This window comes from Pseudonocardia broussonetiae (assembly GCF_013155125.1).
Lineage (GTDB): Bacteria > Actinomycetota > Actinomycetes > Mycobacteriales > Pseudonocardiaceae > Pseudonocardia > Pseudonocardia broussonetiae.
Map to the genome: position 1 here is coordinate 5,691,862 of NZ_CP053564.1, position 17,312 is coordinate 5,709,173.

The following is a 17,312-nucleotide window of genomic DNA, read 5'->3' on the forward strand; positions in this document are numbered from 1 at the left end:
TCACGCGCCGGCCCCGTTCACCGAGACCGACTCGCGCGCCGGCTCGTCGAAGGGCAGCAGGCCCTCCCCGCGGTAGCGCAGCGCGGCCTTGACGAACGCGGCGAACAGCGGGTGCGGCCGGGTGGGGCGGCTCTTGAGCTCGGGGTGGGCCTGCGTGCCGACGTAGAACGGGTGCGTCGACGCCGGCAGCTCGACGAACTCCACGAGCTTCCCGTCGGGCGAGGTGCCGCCGAACACGAGCCCGACCTCCTCGAGCCGCGACCGGTAGGTGTTGTTGACCTCGTAGCGGTGCCGGTGCCGCTCGGTGACCTCGCGGTCGCCGTAGGCCGCGGCCACGACGGTGCCCGCGCCGAGCGTCGCCGGGTAGGAGCCCAGGCGCATGGTGCCGCCCATGTCGCGGTCGCCGGCGACGACGTCGCGCTGGTCGGCCATCGTGGAGATCACCGGGTGCGGGGTGCGCTCGTCGAACTCGGTGGAGTTGGCGTCGGCCAGCCCGGCGAGGCTGCGCGCGGCCTCGATCACCATGCACTGCAGGCCCAGGCACAGTCCCAGCGCCGGGATCCCGCGCGTGCGGGCGTGGGTGAGCGCGCCGAGCTTGCCCTCGATGCCGCGCACGCCGAACCCGCCGGGGATCAGCACGCCGTCCATGCCGTCGAGCGCGGCGGCGGCCCCGGCCGGAGTGCGGCACTCGTCGGACTGCACCCAGACGATCTCCACGCGCGCCTTGTGCGCGAACCCGCCCGCGCGCAGCGCCTCGGTGACCGACAGGTAGGCGTCGGGCAGGTCGACGTACTTGCCGACGAGCGCGATCCGCGCGGTCTCGTCGGGGTGGTGGACGCGGTTGAGCAGGTCGCCCCAGACCGTCCAGTCGACGTCGCGGAAGGGCAGCGACAGCCGCCGCACGACGTACGCGTCGAGGCCCTCGCCGTGCAGCACCTTGGGGATGTCGTAGATCGACGGGGCGTCCGCGCAGGCCGCGACGCCGTCGAGCTCCACGTCGCACATCAGCGAGATCTTGCGCTTCATGCCCTCGGGGATCTCGCGGTCGGCGCGCAGCACCAGCGCGTCGGGCTGGATGCCGATGTTGCGCAGCGACGCCACCGAGTGCTGCGTCGGCTTCGTCTTCAGCTCGCCCGACGGCGCGAGGTAGGGCACCAGCGAGACGTGCAGGAAGAAGCAGTTGTCGCGGCCGACCTCGTGGCGGACCTGGCGCACTGCCTCGAGGAAGGGCAGCGACTCGATGTCGCCGACCGTGCCGCCCACCTCGGTGATGACGACGTCGGGCGCGAGCCCGTCGTCGTCGGGCTCGGCCATCGCGAGGATGCGGTCCTTGATCTCGTTCGTGATGTGCGGGATGACCTGCACGGTGTCGCCGAGGTACTCGCCGCGGCGCTCCTTGGCGATCACCGTCGAGTAGACCTGGCCCGTGGTGACGTTGGCCCGCCCGTGCAGGTTGCGGTCGAGGAACCGCTCGTAGTGACCGACGTCGAGGTCGGTCTCGGCCCCGTCCTCGGTGACGAACACCTCGCCGTGCTGGAACGGGTTCATCGTGCCCGGGTCCACGTTGAGGTACGGGTCGAGCTTCTGCATGATCACCCGCAACCCGCGGGCGGTGAGGAGCTGGCCGAGGCTCGAAGCCGTCAGACCCTTGCCCAGCGAGGACGCGACCCCGCCGGTGACGAACAGATGACGCGTCGCACGAGTCTGCACGGGTTTTCAGGTTACAGCGGTTCCCCCGCGGACGGCCGGCGGGGTGCCCGGCTCACCCGATCGCGCCGGACCCCGTCCCCCGAGCCGTCCCCGGGCCGTCGCCGGGCCGTCCCTGCGACCGTCCTCAGGCGACCGGAGCGGCGCCGTCGGCCGCCGTCGCGGCCGAGCCGTAGCGCCCGGCGCGGCCGTCGAGCTGCTCGCGCAGGGCCAGCACCGTCGACACCTGCCCCGTGCCCGACTGCACGTCGTCGACGGTCGAGAGCGCGGCGGTCACGGTGGAGTCCGCGCGGGCCACCCCGACGGCGCCGGTGGCCTCGGCCGAGCCGGTGCTGCCGGCCAGCACGGCACCCGCGCCGCGGCGGTCGAGCTCGGCGGCCAGGCGGGCGACGACGGCGGCCGCGTCGGCGGCGTCGAGTCCGGTGAGGGCCCCGCCGGTGAGCACCACGACGAGCGAGGCGGGCTCCGGGACGTCGCCTGCGGCCACGAAGCCCGCCGTGGTGAGTCCGGTGAGGACCGCGGCCGGGTCGCCGCCCTCGAGCAGCGCACCGCCGAGCAGCCCGCCGAGCAGGCTGCCGGTGTCGGACGCGGCGGGGAGCTGCGCCCCGGTCGGGAGCAGGCCGGCGGTCAGCTCGCGGAGCTGGTCGGCGCGGCCCGGGTCGCCGACGGCGTCGGTGAGCGCGACCTCCCCGCTCACGGTCGCGCCCGACTGCCCGAGCAGGGCGACGAGGCCGTCGCGCGCGGCCGGGTCGGCGCCGGCGGTGACGAGCGTGACGGCGCGCCCGTCGAGCAGGCCGCGGACGGCGGCGGGGCCGACGCGGCGGGCGAACTCGTCGGAGGCACGGGCGGCGGCGGCGAGGTCGTCGCGCTCGGTGGTGAGCGTCTGCACCTGGCTGCCGAGGTCGTCGCGCTGGGCGGAGACGGCCGACAGCAGGCGGTCGGACACCCCGCTGGCCCCCAGGACGACGCCCAGGGCCAGCGCGAGGAACACCGCCGCGATCGAGACGACGTGGTAGCGCAGGGAGATCATCCGAACCAGCCCCGCACGGTGCCGACGAGGCCGTTCCAGGCCTGGGCGATCGCGTCGAGCACCGCGTCCCCCGCGTCGGAGACCAGCAGCGCGGCCACGACGGCCACCACCGCCGCGGCGATCATCAGCACGATCGCGCCGAGCGAGACCCGGCTGCGGTAGAGCGCGGCGATCACCCGCCCGTCGACCAGGATCCCGCCGAGCTGCAGGCGGGTGAGGAAGGTGGAGGCGTTGCTGCCCGAGCGGCCGCGGTCGAGGAACTCCGCCATGCTCGCCGACAGCCCGACGGTCACCACCATCGACGCCCCGTGGTGCGCGGCCAGCAGCAGCGCGAGGTCCTCCGGGTTGCCCGAGCTGGGGAACGTGACGGCGCCGGTGCCGAGGTCCTGCACGCGGTGCAGGCCCGGCGCCTGGCCGTCGGCGAAGGCGGGGACGACGACGTCGGCGCCGCTGGTCAGCGCCTCGTTCGACACCTCGCCGGGGTTGCCGACGATGAGCGCGGGCGAGTGCCCGGCGGCGAGCAGCGCGTCGGCGCCCGCCCCGACCCCGACGAGCACGGGCCGGTACTCGCGGATGTAGTTGCGCAGCTTGGCGAGGTCGGCGACGTGGTCGTACCCGGCGGCGACGACGAGCACCTGACGCCCGGCCAGGTCCACGTCGACGTCGGGCACCCCGGCACCGTCGAGCAGCAGCGCGCGCTCGCGGCGCATGAACTCGATGGTGTTGGCGGCGAACGCCTCGAGCTGGTGGGTCAGCCCGGAGCGGGCCTCGACCAGCGCGTCGGCCACCGAGTCGGCGTCCTGCTCGACACCCTCGCCGACCTGCATCTCGCCCAGGTACAGCACGCCGTCGAGCAGGCGCAGCTTGCTGCCGTCGCGGACGGCGTGCAGCACCCCGTCGCCCACGTTGTCGACGAGCGGGATCCCGGCGGCCACCAGCACCTCGGGCCCGAGGTTGGGGAAGCGCCCCGAGATCGACGGCGAGGCGTTGACGACGGCGGCGACGTCGGCGGCCACCAGCGCGTCGGCGGTGGCGCGGTCGAGGTCGATCTGGTCGAGCACCGCGATCTCCCCCGCCTTCACCCGGCGCAGGAGGGCGTCGGTGCGGCGGTCGACGCGGGCGATCCCGGAGATCCCGGGCAGCTCGGGGCGAGTGCGGTGCAGCAGGCCGGACAACTTCATGCACGCACTGTGACACCGGGTGGACCGAGGGCCAGGAAGGCACGCCGGACCGTCACCCCAGCGTCACCGTGTCCGTTTCGCGGCCCCCTTGCGCGCCGCACCGCGCTTCGCCGCCGGGGCGCGGTCGGCCTCGCGGTGGGCGCGGGCCGCGCCGAGCAGCTCCTCGGCGTGGGCGCGGCCGGTGTCGGTGTCGTCGAGCCCGGCGAGCATCCGGGCCAGCTCGACGATCCGGTCGCCCTCGGCCAGCGTGCGCACCCGGCTGCGCGCGCGGTCGGTTCCCGCGCCCGTGGGCACCGACTTGTCGACGACGAGGTGCCGGTCGGCGTAGGCCGCCACCTGGGGCAGGTGCGTCACCACGATCACCTGGTGGCGCGCGGCGAGGCGGGCCAGGCGACGCCCGATCTCCACCGCGGCGCGCCCGCCGACCCCGGCGTCGACCTCGTCGAACACCATCGTCGGCACCGGGTCGGCCCCGGCCAGCGCCACCTCCAGCGCCAGCATCACCCGCGACAGCTCGCCGCCGGACGCCCCCTTGTGCAGCGGCTGCGGCGTGGCCCCGCCGTGCGCCACCAGCCGCAGCTCCACGTCGTCGACGCCGGTGGTGCCGGCCGTGAGCCGCAGCCCGCCGACCGTGAGCGCGTCGGGGGCGTCGGGCCCGGCCGGGCGCGGCCGCACGTCGACCAGCAGCCGGGCGTCGGCCATCGCGAGCCCGCCCAGCTCCGCGGTGGTGCCGGCGGCCAGGCGCTCCGCGGCCTCGACCCGCGCGGCCGTGACCTCCTCGGCGTGCCCGGCCAGCTCCTCGGCGAGCGCGTCGCGGCGCTCGGCGAGCAGGCCGAGCGTCTCCTCGGAGGTGTCGAGCCCGTCGAGGCGCCCGCGGGCCTCCTCGGCCCAGGCGAGCACGCCGTCGACGTCGGCGGCGTACTTGCGCGTGAGCGCCTTGAGCTCGGCCTGCCGCGACAGCACCGCCGCGAGCCGCTCGGGGTCGGCGTCGAGCCGGCCCAGGTAGTCGGTGAGCTCGGCCCCCACGTCGGCGAGCAGGGCCAGCACCTCCCCCAGCCGGGCGTCGAGCGCGGCGAGCTCGTCGTCGCCCGACCCGGCGAGGCGGTGGCGCGCGTCGCCGATCAGCGCGAGCGCCGCGGGCGCGTCCGGGTCGCCCTCCTCCGCCCCGACGAGCGCGACCTGCGCGAGGACGGCCACCTCGCGCAGCTCGTCGGCCGCGGCGAGGCGGCGGGCCTGGGCCTGGAGCTCGGAGTCCTCCCCCGGCTGCGGGTCGACGGCGCCGATCTCGGTGAGCCCGTGGCGCAGCAGGTCGGCCTCCTGCGCCATCCGCCGGGCGCCGTCGCGCCGCTCCACCAGCTCGGCGGCCACCTTCTGCCACTCCGCCCGCACCGACCGGTAGCGCGCGAGCGGGCCCGCGACCGCGTCGCCGGCGAACCGGTCGAGCAGGGCGCGCTGCTCGGCCGGGCGCAGCAGCCGCAGCTGGTCGTTCTGGCCGTGCACCGCCAGCGTGGCCTCGGCCAGCCGCGAGAGCACCCCGACCGGCACCGACCGCCCGCCCAGGTGCGCCCGCGACCGCCCGTCGGCCCCCACCGTGCGGACCGCGATCAGCGTGCCGTCCTCGTCGGCGTCGGCCCCCACCTCGTCGGCGACGGCCAGCGCTGCCTCCCCGGCGGCGAACCGGCCCTCGACCACCGCCCGCTTGGCCCCCTCCTGGACCCGTGACGCGTCCGCGCGCCCGCCGCCGAGCAGCGACAGCCCGGTGACCACCATCGTCTTGCCCGCGCCGGTCTCCCCCGTGAGCACGGTGAGCCCGGGATCGAGCTCGAGGGTGGCGTCGTCGATCACGCCGAGCCCCTGGATCCGCATCTCGGCCAGCATGTGTCGGAGGGTACGGGCGCCCCCCGACAGTTCCGGACGAGGAGGGCCGGCTACGGCTTCGGAGCCCCGCGCCAGCCGCGGACCGGCAGGTCGAACTTGCGGACGAGCCGGTCGGCGAAGGGCTGCCCGTCCAGGCGCACCATCCGCACCCCCTGCTCCCCGCGGGAGAGCTCCACGCGCGCCCCGGGCGGCAGCTCGACGAGGCGGCGGCCGTCGCAGTCGAGCACCGCGGGCGGCCCGTTCGCGTCGATCTCCACGGCCACCTGCGAGTCCGGGGAGATCACCATCGGCCGGGCGAACAGCGCGTGCGCGTTGCTCGGCACCAGCAGCAGCGCCTCCACCTGCGGCCACACCAGCGGCCCGCCCGCGGAGAACGCGTACGCCGTGGAGCCGGTGGGCGTCGCGCAGAGCACGCCGTCGCAGCCGAACGCCGACACCGGCCGGCCGTCGACCTCCAGCACCACCTCGAGGATGCGCTCGCGCGTGCTCTTCTCGACGGCGGCCTCGTTGAGCGCCCAGGTGCGCGCCAGGACGTCGCCGTTGCGACGGGCGACGGCGTCGAGCGTCATCCGCTCCTCGACCCGGTAGCCGCCGGCGACGATGAGGTCGAGGGCCTCGCCGAGCGAGTCCTGCTCGGCCTCGGCCAGGAACCCCACCCGCCCGAGGTTGACGCCCAGCAGCGGCACCCCCACCGGGCGGGCCATCTCCGCGGCGCGCAGCAGCGTGCCGTCGCCGCCGAGGACCAGCACGACCTCCGCGCCCTCCGCGCACCCCGGGCGCCCGTCGACGATCCGGGGGGCGAGCGACGCGGGCAGGTCGCCGTCGCCGACCTCGGCCCACTCCTCGCCGATCACCCGGAGCCGGATGCCGTCGGCGGCGAGCCGGGCCGCGACCGCCGCGGCCGTGCGCCGGTTCGTCTCCCGCCCGGTGTGCAGGACGAGGACGACCTCCCGGGGCGTCACGCCGGCCCCTGCTCGACCGCGCGGGCGAGCACGTCGTCGCCGGCGTCCTCGCCGGTGCGGGCCAGCAGCAGGAAGTACTCGACGTTGCCCGACGGGCCGGGCAGCGGGCTCGCCTGCGCCCCGCGCAGCACCAGCCCGAGCGCCCGCGCGGCCGCCGCGACGTCGACGAGCGCGGAGCGGCGCAGCGCCGGGTCGCGCACGACCCCGCCGGACCCCAGCCGCTCGCGCCCCACCTCGAACTGCGGCTTCACCATCGGCAGCAGCACGCCGTCGGTGCAGGCCGCGAGCGCGGGCAGGACCGTGCGCAGGGAGATGAAGGACAGATCGGCGACGGTCACCGCGACCGTCCCGCCGATGTCGTCGGGGGTGAGCGCGCGGACGTTGGTGCGGTCGTGCACCCGCACGCGCCCGTCGCTGCGCAGCCGCCACACGAGCTGCCCGTAGCCGACGTCGACGGCCACGACCTCGGCCGCGCCCCGGTCGAGCAGCACGTCGGTGAAACCGCCGGTGGAGGCGCCGGCGTCGAGGCAGCGGGCGCCGGACACGTCGACGTCGAGGGCGTCCAGGGCGCCGATCAGCTTGTGCGCGCCGCGGGAGGCCCACTCGCGCTCGCCGGTCTCGCGGACGACGACCGGGGTGTCGCGGTCGACGACGGTGGCGGGCTTGCCGGCCACCACGCCGTGGACGGTGACGAGCCCCTGCTCGACCAGCTCGGCCGCCTGCTGCCGCGACCGGGCCAGGCCCCGCCGCACCAGCTCCGCGTCCAGCCGGGCCCGGGTGACCACCCGCGTCACGCCGAGCCCGCGGCCAGCGCGTCGCCCAGCGCGGTGTGCACCCGCTCGTAGGCGTCGACGTGCTCCGCGAGCGGGCGCTCGGCCAGGGCGTCGAGGCCGGCCATCGCCGCGGCGACGGCCGCGCGCGGGTCGGGCCCGCGCGGGTCGGTCGGGCGGGGGGGTCCCGGGATCGGGACGGTCATGGTCGGGCTCCGGCCGGGTCGGGGGTGTCGGCTCCCGCCACGGTAGCCGGGACGAGCCCCAGCTCGCCGAGGACCCGCATAGCCCCCTCACCCGACGGTGAGACGCGCGCCGGCCCGCCGCCCGCGGCCCAGTGCGCCGCGCACAGGGCGCGCAGCGCATCGAGCGCGTGGCCGTCGCCGGAGAGCTCCAGGCCCCCGTCGGACGCCCGCACGTCCCACCCGGGGCGCGGCCCCGGGGCCAGCTCGTCGGCGGGCAGCGCCAGCGCGGCCATGTCGGCGCCGATCAGGTCCGGGCGCAGCGCGGGCGGCGCGCCCAGCAGCTCGGTGGCGTCGGAGACGCCGGTGAGCACCAGCAGCGTGGTCATCCCGGCGGCGCGGCCGCCCTCGACGTCGGTGTCCAGGCGGTCACCGATCATCAGCGGGTTCCGCGCGCCCGAGCGGCTCGCGGCCTCGTGCAGCAGCGCGGGCGCGGGCTTGCCCGCCACCTGCGGCTCCCGCCCCGACGCCATGCGCAGGGCGGCCACCATCGACCCGTTGCCGGGCAGCGGCCCGCGCTCGGTGGGCAGGGTCGGGTCGACGTTGCACGCCACCCAGACCGCCCCCGCCCGCAGCGCGACCGTGGCCTCGGCCAGCACCCGCCAGCCCGTCTCCGGGTTGTGGCCCTGCACGACGGCGGCGGCCTCCGCGGCGTCGGCGGTGACCGTGAGCCCGACCCGCGTCACCTCCTCGGCGAGCGCCTCGGTGCCCACGACCAGCACCGCCGCACGCGGCGGGAGCTGCGCGGCGAGCATGGTCGCGGCGGCCTGCGAGCTGGCGACGACCTCCCGCTCGGTGGCGGGGAACCCCAGCTCCACCAGGTGCGCGGCCACGTCGACCGGCCGGCGGGAGGCGTTGTTGGTGACGTACATCGTCGCTAGGCCCCGCTCCTGCGCCGCCAGCACGGCCTCCACCGCCCCCGGCACCGCGACCGCGCCGCGGTAGAGGGTGCCGTCGAGGTCGGCGAGCAGGACGTCGTGCCGGTCCAGCGGGGTGGTCACCGGGAGGTGCCCCCCGTCCCGTCCGCCTCGTCCGGCTCCTGCGCCGGGCTCGCCGGCTCGGCGACGTCGTCGGCCTCGTCGGCCTCCACCACGACCTCGTCCGCCGCCGACCCCACCGGCTCGGTGGTGACCACGTCGGCCGGCACCTCGACGACGACCTCGTCGACCGGTGCAGCGGTGACGGGGACGTCGACGACGGGGACCTCGACCGCGGCCGCTTCGCTCTCGACACCGTCGGTCGGTCCGTCGATCGGGCCCTCGTCGACCGGGCCGTCGGCGGCCACGCCCTCGTCAGCCTCGACTTCGTCATCCGGCCCATCGGCCGCGACCCCGTCGACCACAGCCTCGTCGACAGCCTCCTCGACCAGCGCGTCGTCGACCACGGGCTCCTCGCCCGCCAGGTCCTCGACCGGCTCCTCCACCGCGGCCGTCCCAGCCCCAGCCCCGTCGGCCAGCTCCTCGACCTGGTCGAGGTCGGCCTCGTCCGCCACCGGGTCGCCCACCGGATCCTCGGCCTCGGCGGCGGGCTCGACCTCCACGACGACGTCCCCGTCCTCCACCCCGAAGGCGAAGTCGTCGGCGTCGTCCGGGTCCTCGCCGGTGATCTCGGCGATGCGGCCCATGGCGTCGGTCTCGCCCTCGGCGTCGGCGTCGGCCGCGTGCACGAACCACTGCAGCGCGTCGGACTCGCGCCCGGCGGCCAGCAGGTTGTCGGCGTAGGCGTAGAACAGCCGCGGGCTCCAGGGCTCGCGCCGCGTGGGCTCGAGCTCCGGGAGCTGCAGGCCGACGACCGCGGCGTCGAGCTCACCGAGGTCGCGCCGCGCACCGGCCGCCACGATGGCCAGCTCGATCCGCTCGGCCGTGCCCAGCTCGGACGCCTCCGGCCCGCGCGCGATGTCGATCGCCCGCTCGGGGCGCCCGAGGGCGCGCTCGATGTCGGCCATCACGGGCAGGTGCACCGGCCCGCCGCCCATCCGCCGGGCCGCGCGGAGCTCCGCGAGCGCCTCGGCCCACTCCCCCGCGTGGTACGCCGTGATCCCGGCGGCCTCGCGGACCACCGCGATCCGCGACGCCCTCCGCCTCGCGTACCGCGCGTGCTCCAGGGCGAGCTCGGGGTCCTCCTCGACGAGGGTCCCCGCCGCCACGAGGTGCCGCGCGACGCTGTCGGCGGTGTCCTTCTGCAGCCCGCGCAGGTCGCGGCGGACCTCCGGGTCGAGCGCCGCCACGGTGAACTCGTCGCTCAGCGCGGGCTCCGCGACGAACGACGCCCGCGCCGACTCCGGCACCCCCGCCCGCTCACGGGCACCGCCCGTGGCCGGGCGCCGGTCGTCGGACCGGCGGTCGGTGCGGCGGTCGCCCGAGGGGCGGTCGGAGCGTCCGGTCCGCTCGGCGAAGGGGCGGCCCGCGGACGAGCCGCGGTCCGGCCGGTCCCCCGACCGCGCCGGCCGACGGTCCGCGCTGTCGCGCCGGGGCCCGTCCTCGCGGCGCTCGCGGTACGGGCGGTCCGACGCCGGACGGTCCGATCCGGCCCGGTCCGCACGCGGGCGGTCCGATGCGGGACGGTCCGAGGTGGGGCGGTCGGAGACGGGACGGTCGGACCTCGCGCGATCCGAGGCCGAGCGGTCGTACGACGGCCGGTCCGAGGCGGGGCGGTCGGACGTGGGACGGCTGGATGCCGGGCGGTCGGACGTCGTGCGTGACGGCCGGTCGTCCCGACGGTCCCCTACCGGGCGGGACCCGGCGCGCTCGTCGTCACGACGCGGAGCGCGGTCGTCGCGCCCGCCCTGGTGGCCCCCGGAGCGCTGGCCCGAGCCCTGGTACCCACCGCGGTCGCCGCGCGAACCCCTGTCGTCACGAGGGCTGTCGTCACGGGAACCCTGGTACCCGGAGCGCCGGTCGTCCCGGTTGCCCTGGTAGCCGGCACGACGCTCCTCGCGGTTGCCCGTCTGCGATCCCGCGTCGTCCCGTGATCCCTTGTAGCCGGCGCCCTGGTAGCCGGCTCCCTTGCCGCCCGAGCCCTGGTAACCGGATCCCTGGTAGCCGGAGCCGCGCCGGTCCGCAGACCCCTGGCCGCCGCCGGACCCCTGGTAGCCGGACGAGCGCGGCCGGTCGGACGATCCCTGGTAGCCACCGGTCCCCTCGCGGTCGGACGAGCCCCGGTACCCACCGGAGCCGCCCGACGGACGGTCGGAGCCGGGACGACGGTCGGACGAGCCGGACCGACCCCGGTCGTCGCGACCCTGGTAGCCGCCGCTGCGGCCGGCCGGGCGGTCGTCGCGCGCCGGACGTCGGTCGTCGGAGCGATCGCCTCGGGGTGCGGAGCCGCCGTCGCGCCGGTCGCCACCCGGACGGTCACCGCCACGCGAGTCCGGACGGGACCGGTCGCTCCACGTGCTGCGAGCCGGACGGTCCGAGCCCCCCGTCGTGCCGCCGGTGCGCTCCTTGCCGCCGTAGCCGCCCCTGCGGTCGTCGGAGCCCCCGCGGCGGTCGTCGGACCGTGCGGGACCGTCGGAGCGCCAGCCGGAGCCACCGCGGGTGTCGGGACGTCCACCGCCGCCACCGCGGTAGCCGCGGTCGTCACGCGCACCGCGGTCGTCGCGCGATCCGCGGTCGTCCCGGGACGGTGCACCGCGTCCACCGCGGTCGTCGTCATGCCGGGCGCCGCCGTAGGAGGGCCGGTCGCCGCGCGAACCGCCGTCGTCCTTCCGGGAGTAGCCGCCGCCAGACCGCCCGCCGGCGTACCCGCCCCCCTGGGGACGGTCGTCACGCCGCCGGTCCGACGAGCCACGCGCGCGGGAGTCGGACCAGCCGCTCCCCACGCCGCCGGAACCGCCGGCCCCACCACTGCGACGGGAATCGCCACGGGAATCACGGCCGGAACCGGATCCACCTCGCGACGGGTTTCCGCGTCGTTCTCCACCTGATCGATCTTGTCGTGCCGGGGAGCCGCCGCGATCATCCCGTCGCGGGCGGTCATCGCCGGAACCATCCGCGATACTCACCGACAGAGGATACAAAAAAGTGGGCCCCCGCCTGACGGCGGGGGCCCACAAATCATGTTTGATGTCGGCGGCGACCTACTCTCCCACACCCTGACAGGTGCAGTACCATCGGCGCTGGAGGGCTTAGCTTCCGGGTTCGGGATGGGACCGGGCGTTCCCCCTCCGCCATAACCACCGACAACACTATCCAACTAGTGTCGTACTCGATCAAAGCGTATACAATTAGTGGATGCGAACACGAGACGCAGTCTCATCGAACCGATTCGCAACCCGACCACACAGTGTTTGTGTGTTCAGGGTCGCACAGTGGATGCGAACAACTCGTCATGAACAAGCCCTCGGCCTATTAGTACCAGTCAACTCCACCCGTTGCCGGGCTTCCATCTCTGGCCTATCAACCCAGTGGTCTGCTGGGGGCCTTAACCACGCAAGGTGGTGGGAGACCTCATCTTGGAACAGGCTTCCCGCTTAGATGCCTTCAGCGGTTATCCCTTCCGAACATAGCCAACCAGCCGTGCCCCTGGCGGGACAACTGGCACACCAGAGGTCCGTCCGTCCCGGTCCTCTCGTACTAGGGACAGCCTTCCTCAAGTCTCCTGCGCGCGCGGCGGATAGGGACCGAACTGTCTCACGACGTTCTAAACCCAGCTCGCGTACCGCTTTAATGGGCGAACAGCCCAACCCTTGGGACCTACTCCAGCCCCAGGATGCGACGAGCCGACATCGAGGTGCCAAACCATGCCGTCGATATGGACTCTTGGGCAAGATCAGCCTGTTATCCCCGGGGTACCTTTTATCCGTTGAGCGACACCCCTTCCACCAGGTGGTGCCGGATCACTAGTCCCGACTTTCGTCCCTGCTCGACCTGTCGGTCTCACAGTCAAGCTCCCTTGTGCACTTACACTCAACACCTGATTGCCAACCAGGCTGAGGGAACCTTTGGGCGCCTCCGTTACATTTTGGGAGGCAACCGCCCCAGTTAAACTACCCACCAGGCACTGTCCCTGAACCAGATCATGGCCCGAGGTTGAGACACCCAATTCGACCAGAGTGGTATTTCAACAATGACTCCACAACCACTGGCGTGGCCGCTTCACAGTCTCCCACCTATCCTACACAAGCCGAACCGAGCACCAATACCAAGCTGTAGTAAAGGTCCCGGGGTCTTTCCGTCCTGCCGCGCGTAACGAGCATCTTTACTCGTAGTGCAATTTCGCCGAGTCTGTGGTCGAGACAGCGCCCAAGTCGTTACGCCATTCGTGCAGGTCGGAACTTACCCGACAAGGAATTTCGCTACCTTAGGATGGTTATAGTTACCACCGCCGTTTACTGGCGCTTAAATTCTCCGCTTCGCCCCGAAGGACTAACAGGTCCTCTTAACGTTCCAGCACCGGGCAGGCGTCAGTCCGTATACATCGTCTTGCGACTTCGCACGGACCTGTGTTTTTAGTAAACAGTCGCTTGGGCCTGGTCTCTGCGACCGGACACCGCTAGCCCGCAAGGAGCTTCACAGCAGCCGGTCCTCCTTCTCCCGAAGTTACGGAGGTATTTTGCCGAGTTCCTTAACCACAGTTCACTCGATCGCCTTAGTATTCTCTACCTGACCACCTGTGTCGGTTTGGGGTACGGGCCGCAACAGCACTCGCTAGAGGCTTTTCTCGGCAGCATGGGATCACTCTACTTCGCCTCAATCGGCTACGCGTCACCTCTCACCCTTGTATGACACCCGGATTTACCTGGATGTCGGGCTACAGGCTTGCACCAGTACTACCATTCACTGGCGGAGCTACCCTCCTGCGTCACCCCATCGCTTGCCTACTACCGGATCGGGTCCCACGCTCCCCCAACAAACCAACCCAAAGGTCGGTAAGCGGGTTCGGATGGTTAGCATCACCGGCCTCAGCACGGACGCACTATCACGGGCACGGGAATATCAACCCGTTGTCCATCGACTACGCCTGTCGGCCTCGCCTTAGGTCCCGGCTCACCCTGGGCGGATTAACCTGGCCCAGGAACCCTTGGTCATTCGGCGGCAGAGGTTCTCACTCTGCATTCGCTACTCATGCCTGCATTCTCACTCGCACACCCTCCACGACTGGGTCACCCCGCCGCTTCACTGGATGCACGACGCTCCCCTACCCAACACCACGACTACACAACCAGGCCCGAAGACCAGGAAGCGGATCTCATGTGGTATTGCCACGGCTTCGGCGGTGCGCTTGAGCCCCGCTACATTGTCGGCGCAGGACCACTTGACCAGTGAGCTATTACGCACTCTTTAAAGGGTGGCTGCTTCTAAGCCAACCTCCTGGTTGTCTGGGCGATCCCACATCCTTTCCCACTTAGCGCACGCTTAGGGGCCTTAGCCGGTGATCTGGGCTGTTTCCCTCTCGACTATGAAGCTTATCCCCCACAGTCTCACTGCCGCGCTAGAAATACCGGCATTCGGAGTTTGGTTGAGTTCAGTAAGATTTTGGTCCCCCTAGCCCATCCAGTGCTCTACCTCCGGCATCCACCACGCGACGCTGCACCTAAATGCATTTCGGGGAGAACCAGCTATCACGGAGTTTGATTGGCCTTTCACCCCCTACCCACAGCTCATCCCCCCAGGTTTTCAACCCTGGTGGGTTCGGTCCTCCACGACGTCTTACCGTCGCTTCAACCTGGCCATGGGTAGATCACTCCGCTTCGGGTCTACACCCCGCGACTCAGACGCCCTATTCAGACTCGCTTTCGCTACGGCTACCCCACACGGGTTAACCTCGCCACGAAGCATAACTCGCAGGCTCATTCTTCAAAAGGCACGCCATCACCCAAAGGCTCTGACGGCTTGTAGGCACACGGTTTCAGGTACTATTTCACTCCCCTCCCGGGGTACTTTTCATCTTTCCCTCACGGTACTAGTCCGCTATCGGTCATCAGGGAGTATTTAGGCTTACCGGGTGGTCCCGGCAGATTCACAGCAAATTCCACGAGCTCGCTGCTACTCGGGAGCATCATCCACCACGCGTGTCGGGTTTTCGCGTACGGGGCTCTCACCCACTACGGCAACCCTTTCCAGAAGTCTTCCGCTAACGCGACACCACGCAGTCAGGCAGACGGCAGTCCACCTACGACGACATCCCACAACACCCACATCGCAACGCCTGCCGGCTTGACACGACATAGGTTTAGCCTCTTCCGCTTTCGCTCGCCACTACTCACGGAATCACGGTTGTTTTCTCTTCCTGTGGGTACTGAGATGTTTCACTTCCCCACGTTCCCTCCAACACCCTATGTATTCAGATGCTGGTAACACCCCATGACGGGTGCTGGGTTTCCCCATTCGGACATCCTCGGATCACAGCTCGGTTGACAGCTCCCCGAGGCCTATCGCGGCCTCCCACGTCCTTCATCGGCTCCTGATGCCTAGACATCCACCATGTGCCCTTAAACACTTGTTCACAACAAGATGCTCGCATCCACTATGCAACACTCAACACACAACCACACCCCAACCCTCAATCGACCACCACCACCCCAACACCCGCCACCGACAACCAAGCCAGCAACAGAAGTGAAGCGTTAGACGGTCCAGGCCAGGAGCAGCCAGAGAAAACCCTGCAAGCAGGTGTCCCCTCAGGACCCAACAGCGTGCCGAACACCCACACCCATGACAGGAGCAGGAAGATGTGAAAGGTCTACTTGGTCTCTATGTTCCACCCAGCCACCAACCCCCACCACCAACCCACGAAGGGCCGGCCGGACAAGTCGATGGATATCGTGAAAGGAGAACCAACCACCTTCAGAGTGGCCGGTCAGCCTCACCACACGGTGAGAACTCCTTAGAAAGGAGGTGATCCAGCCGCACCTTCCGGTACGGCTACCTTGTTACGACTTCGTCCCAATCGCCAGTCCCACCTTCGACAACTCCCTCCCTTACGGGTTAGGCCGTCGGCTTCGGGTGTTACCAACTTTCGTGACGTGACGGGCGGTGTGTACAAGGCCCGGGAACGTATTCACCGCAGCGTTGCTGATCTGCGATTACTAGCGACTCCAACTTCACGGGGGTCGAGTTGCAGACCCCGATCCGAACTGAGACCAGCTTTAAGGGATTCGCTCCACCTCACGGTCTCGCAGCCCTCTGTACTGGCCATTGTAGCATGTGTGAAGCCCTGGACATAAGGGGCATGATGACTTGACGTCATCCCCACCTTCCTCCGAGTTGACCCCGGCAGTCTCCCATGAGTCCCCGGCATAACCCGCTGGCAACATGGAACGAGGGTTGCGCTCGTTGCGGGACTTAACCCAACATCTCACGACACGAGCTGACGACAGCCATGCACCACCTGCACACCAGCCACAAGGGAACTGATATCTCTACCAGCGTCTAGTGCATGTCAAACCCAGGTAAGGTTCTTCGCGTTGCATCGAATTAATCCACATGCTCCGCCGCTTGTGCGGGCCCCCCGTCAATTCCTTTGAGTTTTAGCCTTGCGGCCGTACTCCCCAGGCGGGGCGCTTAATGCGTTAGCTGCGGCACAGAGACCGTGGAATGGCCCCCACACCTAGCGCCCACCGTTTACGGCGTGGACTACCAGGGTATCTAATCCTGTTCGCTCCCCACGCTTTCGCTCCTCAGCGTCAGTATCGGCCCAGAGACCCGCCTTCGCCACCGGTGTTCCTCCTGATATCTGCGCATTTCACCGCTACACCAGGAATTCCAGTCTCCCCTGCCGAACTCAAGTGATGCCCGTATCGACCGCAAGCTCAGGGTTAAGCCCCAAGTTTTCACGACCGACGTGACACACCGCCTACGAGCTCTTTACGCCCAATAATTCCGGACAACGCTCGCACCCTACGTATTACCGCGGCTGCTGGCACGTAGTTGGCCGGTGCTTCTTCTACCCCTACCGTCAACCCGAAGGCCTTCGTCAAGGTCGAAAGAGGTTTACAACCCGAAGGCCGTCATCCCCCACGCGGCGTCGCTGCGTCAGGCTTTCGCCCATTGCGCAATATTCCCCACTGCTGCCTCCCGTAGGAGTCTGGGCCGTGTCTCAGTCCCAGTGTGGCCGGTCGCCCTCTCAGGCCGGCTACCCGTCGTCGCCTTGGTAGGCCATCACCCCACCAACAAGCTGATAGGCCGCGGGCCCATCCCCAGCCGAAAAAACTTTCCACCACCCACCATGCGATGAGAGGTCATATCCGGTATTAGACCCAGTTTCCCAGGCTTATCCCAGAGCTGAGGGCAGGTCACCCACGTGTTACTCACCCGTTCGCCGCTCGTGTACCCCCGAAAGGGCCTTACCGCTCGACTTGCATGTGTTAAGCACGCCGCCAGCGTTCGTCCTGAGCCAGGATCAAACTCTCCAACAAAAAAAGAGGTTGAAAACCCAACCAAAGTACCTGCGACGGGGTCGCAGGAAAAACAAACTGGCACAAAAACCAATTTCACATCCGTACCGTCCAGAGACGGCACTGTTCGACACACTGTTGAGTTCTCAAAAGACACCCGCACACCATCGCGATCCTCGCGGACCGGGCCGGGGCAACTTTTCCA

9 protein-coding genes and 3 rRNA genes are annotated in these 17,312 nt (G+C 70.8%); all 12 read right to left on the minus strand.

The window, feature by feature from the left end:
• On the minus strand, positions 1-1,710 hold the full coding sequence (locus HOP40_RS27605) for a CTP synthase (protein ID WP_172164027.1): 1,710 nt from the start codon (positions 1,708-1,710) through the stop codon (positions 1-3).
• Positions 1,711-1,834: 124 nt separating this feature from the next.
• Entirely contained in the window at positions 1,835-2,737 is a 903-nt protein-coding gene (locus HOP40_RS27610) for a copper transporter (RefSeq protein WP_172164030.1), read from the minus strand.
• Complete coding sequence (gene steA / locus HOP40_RS27615; RefSeq protein ID WP_172164033.1) at positions 2,734-3,918, minus strand: putative cytokinetic ring protein SteA; 1,185 nt, start codon at positions 3,916-3,918, stop codon at positions 2,734-2,736. The genes HOP40_RS27610 and steA overlap by 4 nt, the downstream gene beginning before the upstream one ends.
• Before the next feature lie 63 nt (positions 3,919-3,981).
• The gene (gene recN, locus HOP40_RS27620; RefSeq protein ID WP_172164035.1) at positions 3,982-5,796 is read right to left on the minus strand and encodes a DNA repair protein RecN; all 1,815 of its coding nucleotides are present in this window, start codon (positions 5,794-5,796) and stop codon (positions 3,982-3,984) included.
• Positions 5,797-5,846: 50 nt separating this feature from the next.
• Entirely contained in the window at positions 5,847-6,758 is a 912-nt protein-coding gene (locus HOP40_RS27625) for an NAD kinase (protein ID WP_172164038.1), read from the minus strand.
• Positions 6,755-7,543, minus strand: coding sequence for a TlyA family RNA methyltransferase (locus HOP40_RS27630; protein WP_172169319.1), 789 nt, complete (start codon positions 7,541-7,543; stop codon positions 6,755-6,757). Before HOP40_RS27630 ends, HOP40_RS27625 begins: the two co-directional genes overlap by 4 nt.
• Positions 7,544-7,548: 5 nt before the next feature.
• Positions 7,549-7,734 (minus strand): hypothetical protein, encoded by a 186-nt coding sequence (locus tag HOP40_RS27635; RefSeq protein WP_172164041.1) that lies wholly within the window; start codon positions 7,732-7,734, stop codon positions 7,549-7,551.
• Complete coding sequence (locus HOP40_RS27640; RefSeq protein WP_205346945.1) at positions 7,731-8,771, minus strand: HAD-IIA family hydrolase; 1,041 nt, start codon at positions 8,769-8,771, stop codon at positions 7,731-7,733. Before HOP40_RS27640 ends, HOP40_RS27635 begins: the two co-directional genes overlap by 4 nt.
• Complete coding sequence (locus HOP40_RS27645) at positions 8,768-10,057, minus strand: hypothetical protein (RefSeq protein WP_172164044.1); 1,290 nt, start codon at positions 10,055-10,057, stop codon at positions 8,768-8,770. The genes HOP40_RS27640 and HOP40_RS27645 overlap by 4 nt, the downstream gene beginning before the upstream one ends.
• 1,778 nt (positions 10,058-11,835) lie before the next feature.
• Positions 11,836-11,952: ribosomal RNA gene (gene rrf / locus HOP40_RS27650) — 5S ribosomal RNA — on the minus strand.
• Between the two features lie 147 nt (positions 11,953-12,099).
• Positions 12,100-15,216 (minus strand): 23S ribosomal RNA (locus tag HOP40_RS27655).
• A 385-nt stretch (positions 15,217-15,601) separates the two neighbouring features.
• Positions 15,602-17,128, minus strand: a 16S ribosomal RNA gene (locus HOP40_RS27660).
• Together the 16S, 23S and 5S rRNA genes form the textbook arrangement of a ribosomal RNA operon.
• Positions 17,129-17,312 lie beyond the last annotated feature (184 nt).

Coding starts and splice junctions, on each gene's coding strand:
- HOP40_RS27610 (WP_172164030.1), bottom strand. CDS start 2,737: ATGATCTCCCTGCGCTACCACGTCGTCTCGATCGCGGCGGTGTTCCTC.
- HOP40_RS27635 (WP_172164041.1), bottom strand. CDS start 7,734: ATGACCGTCCCGATCCCGGGACCCCCCCGCCCGACCGACCCGCGCGGG.
- steA (WP_172164033.1), bottom strand. CDS start 3,918: ATGAAGTTGTCCGGCCTGCTGCACCGCACTCGCCCCGAGCTGCCCGGG.
- recN (WP_172164035.1), bottom strand. CDS start 5,796: ATGCTGGCCGAGATGCGGATCCAGGGGCTCGGCGTGATCGACGACGCC.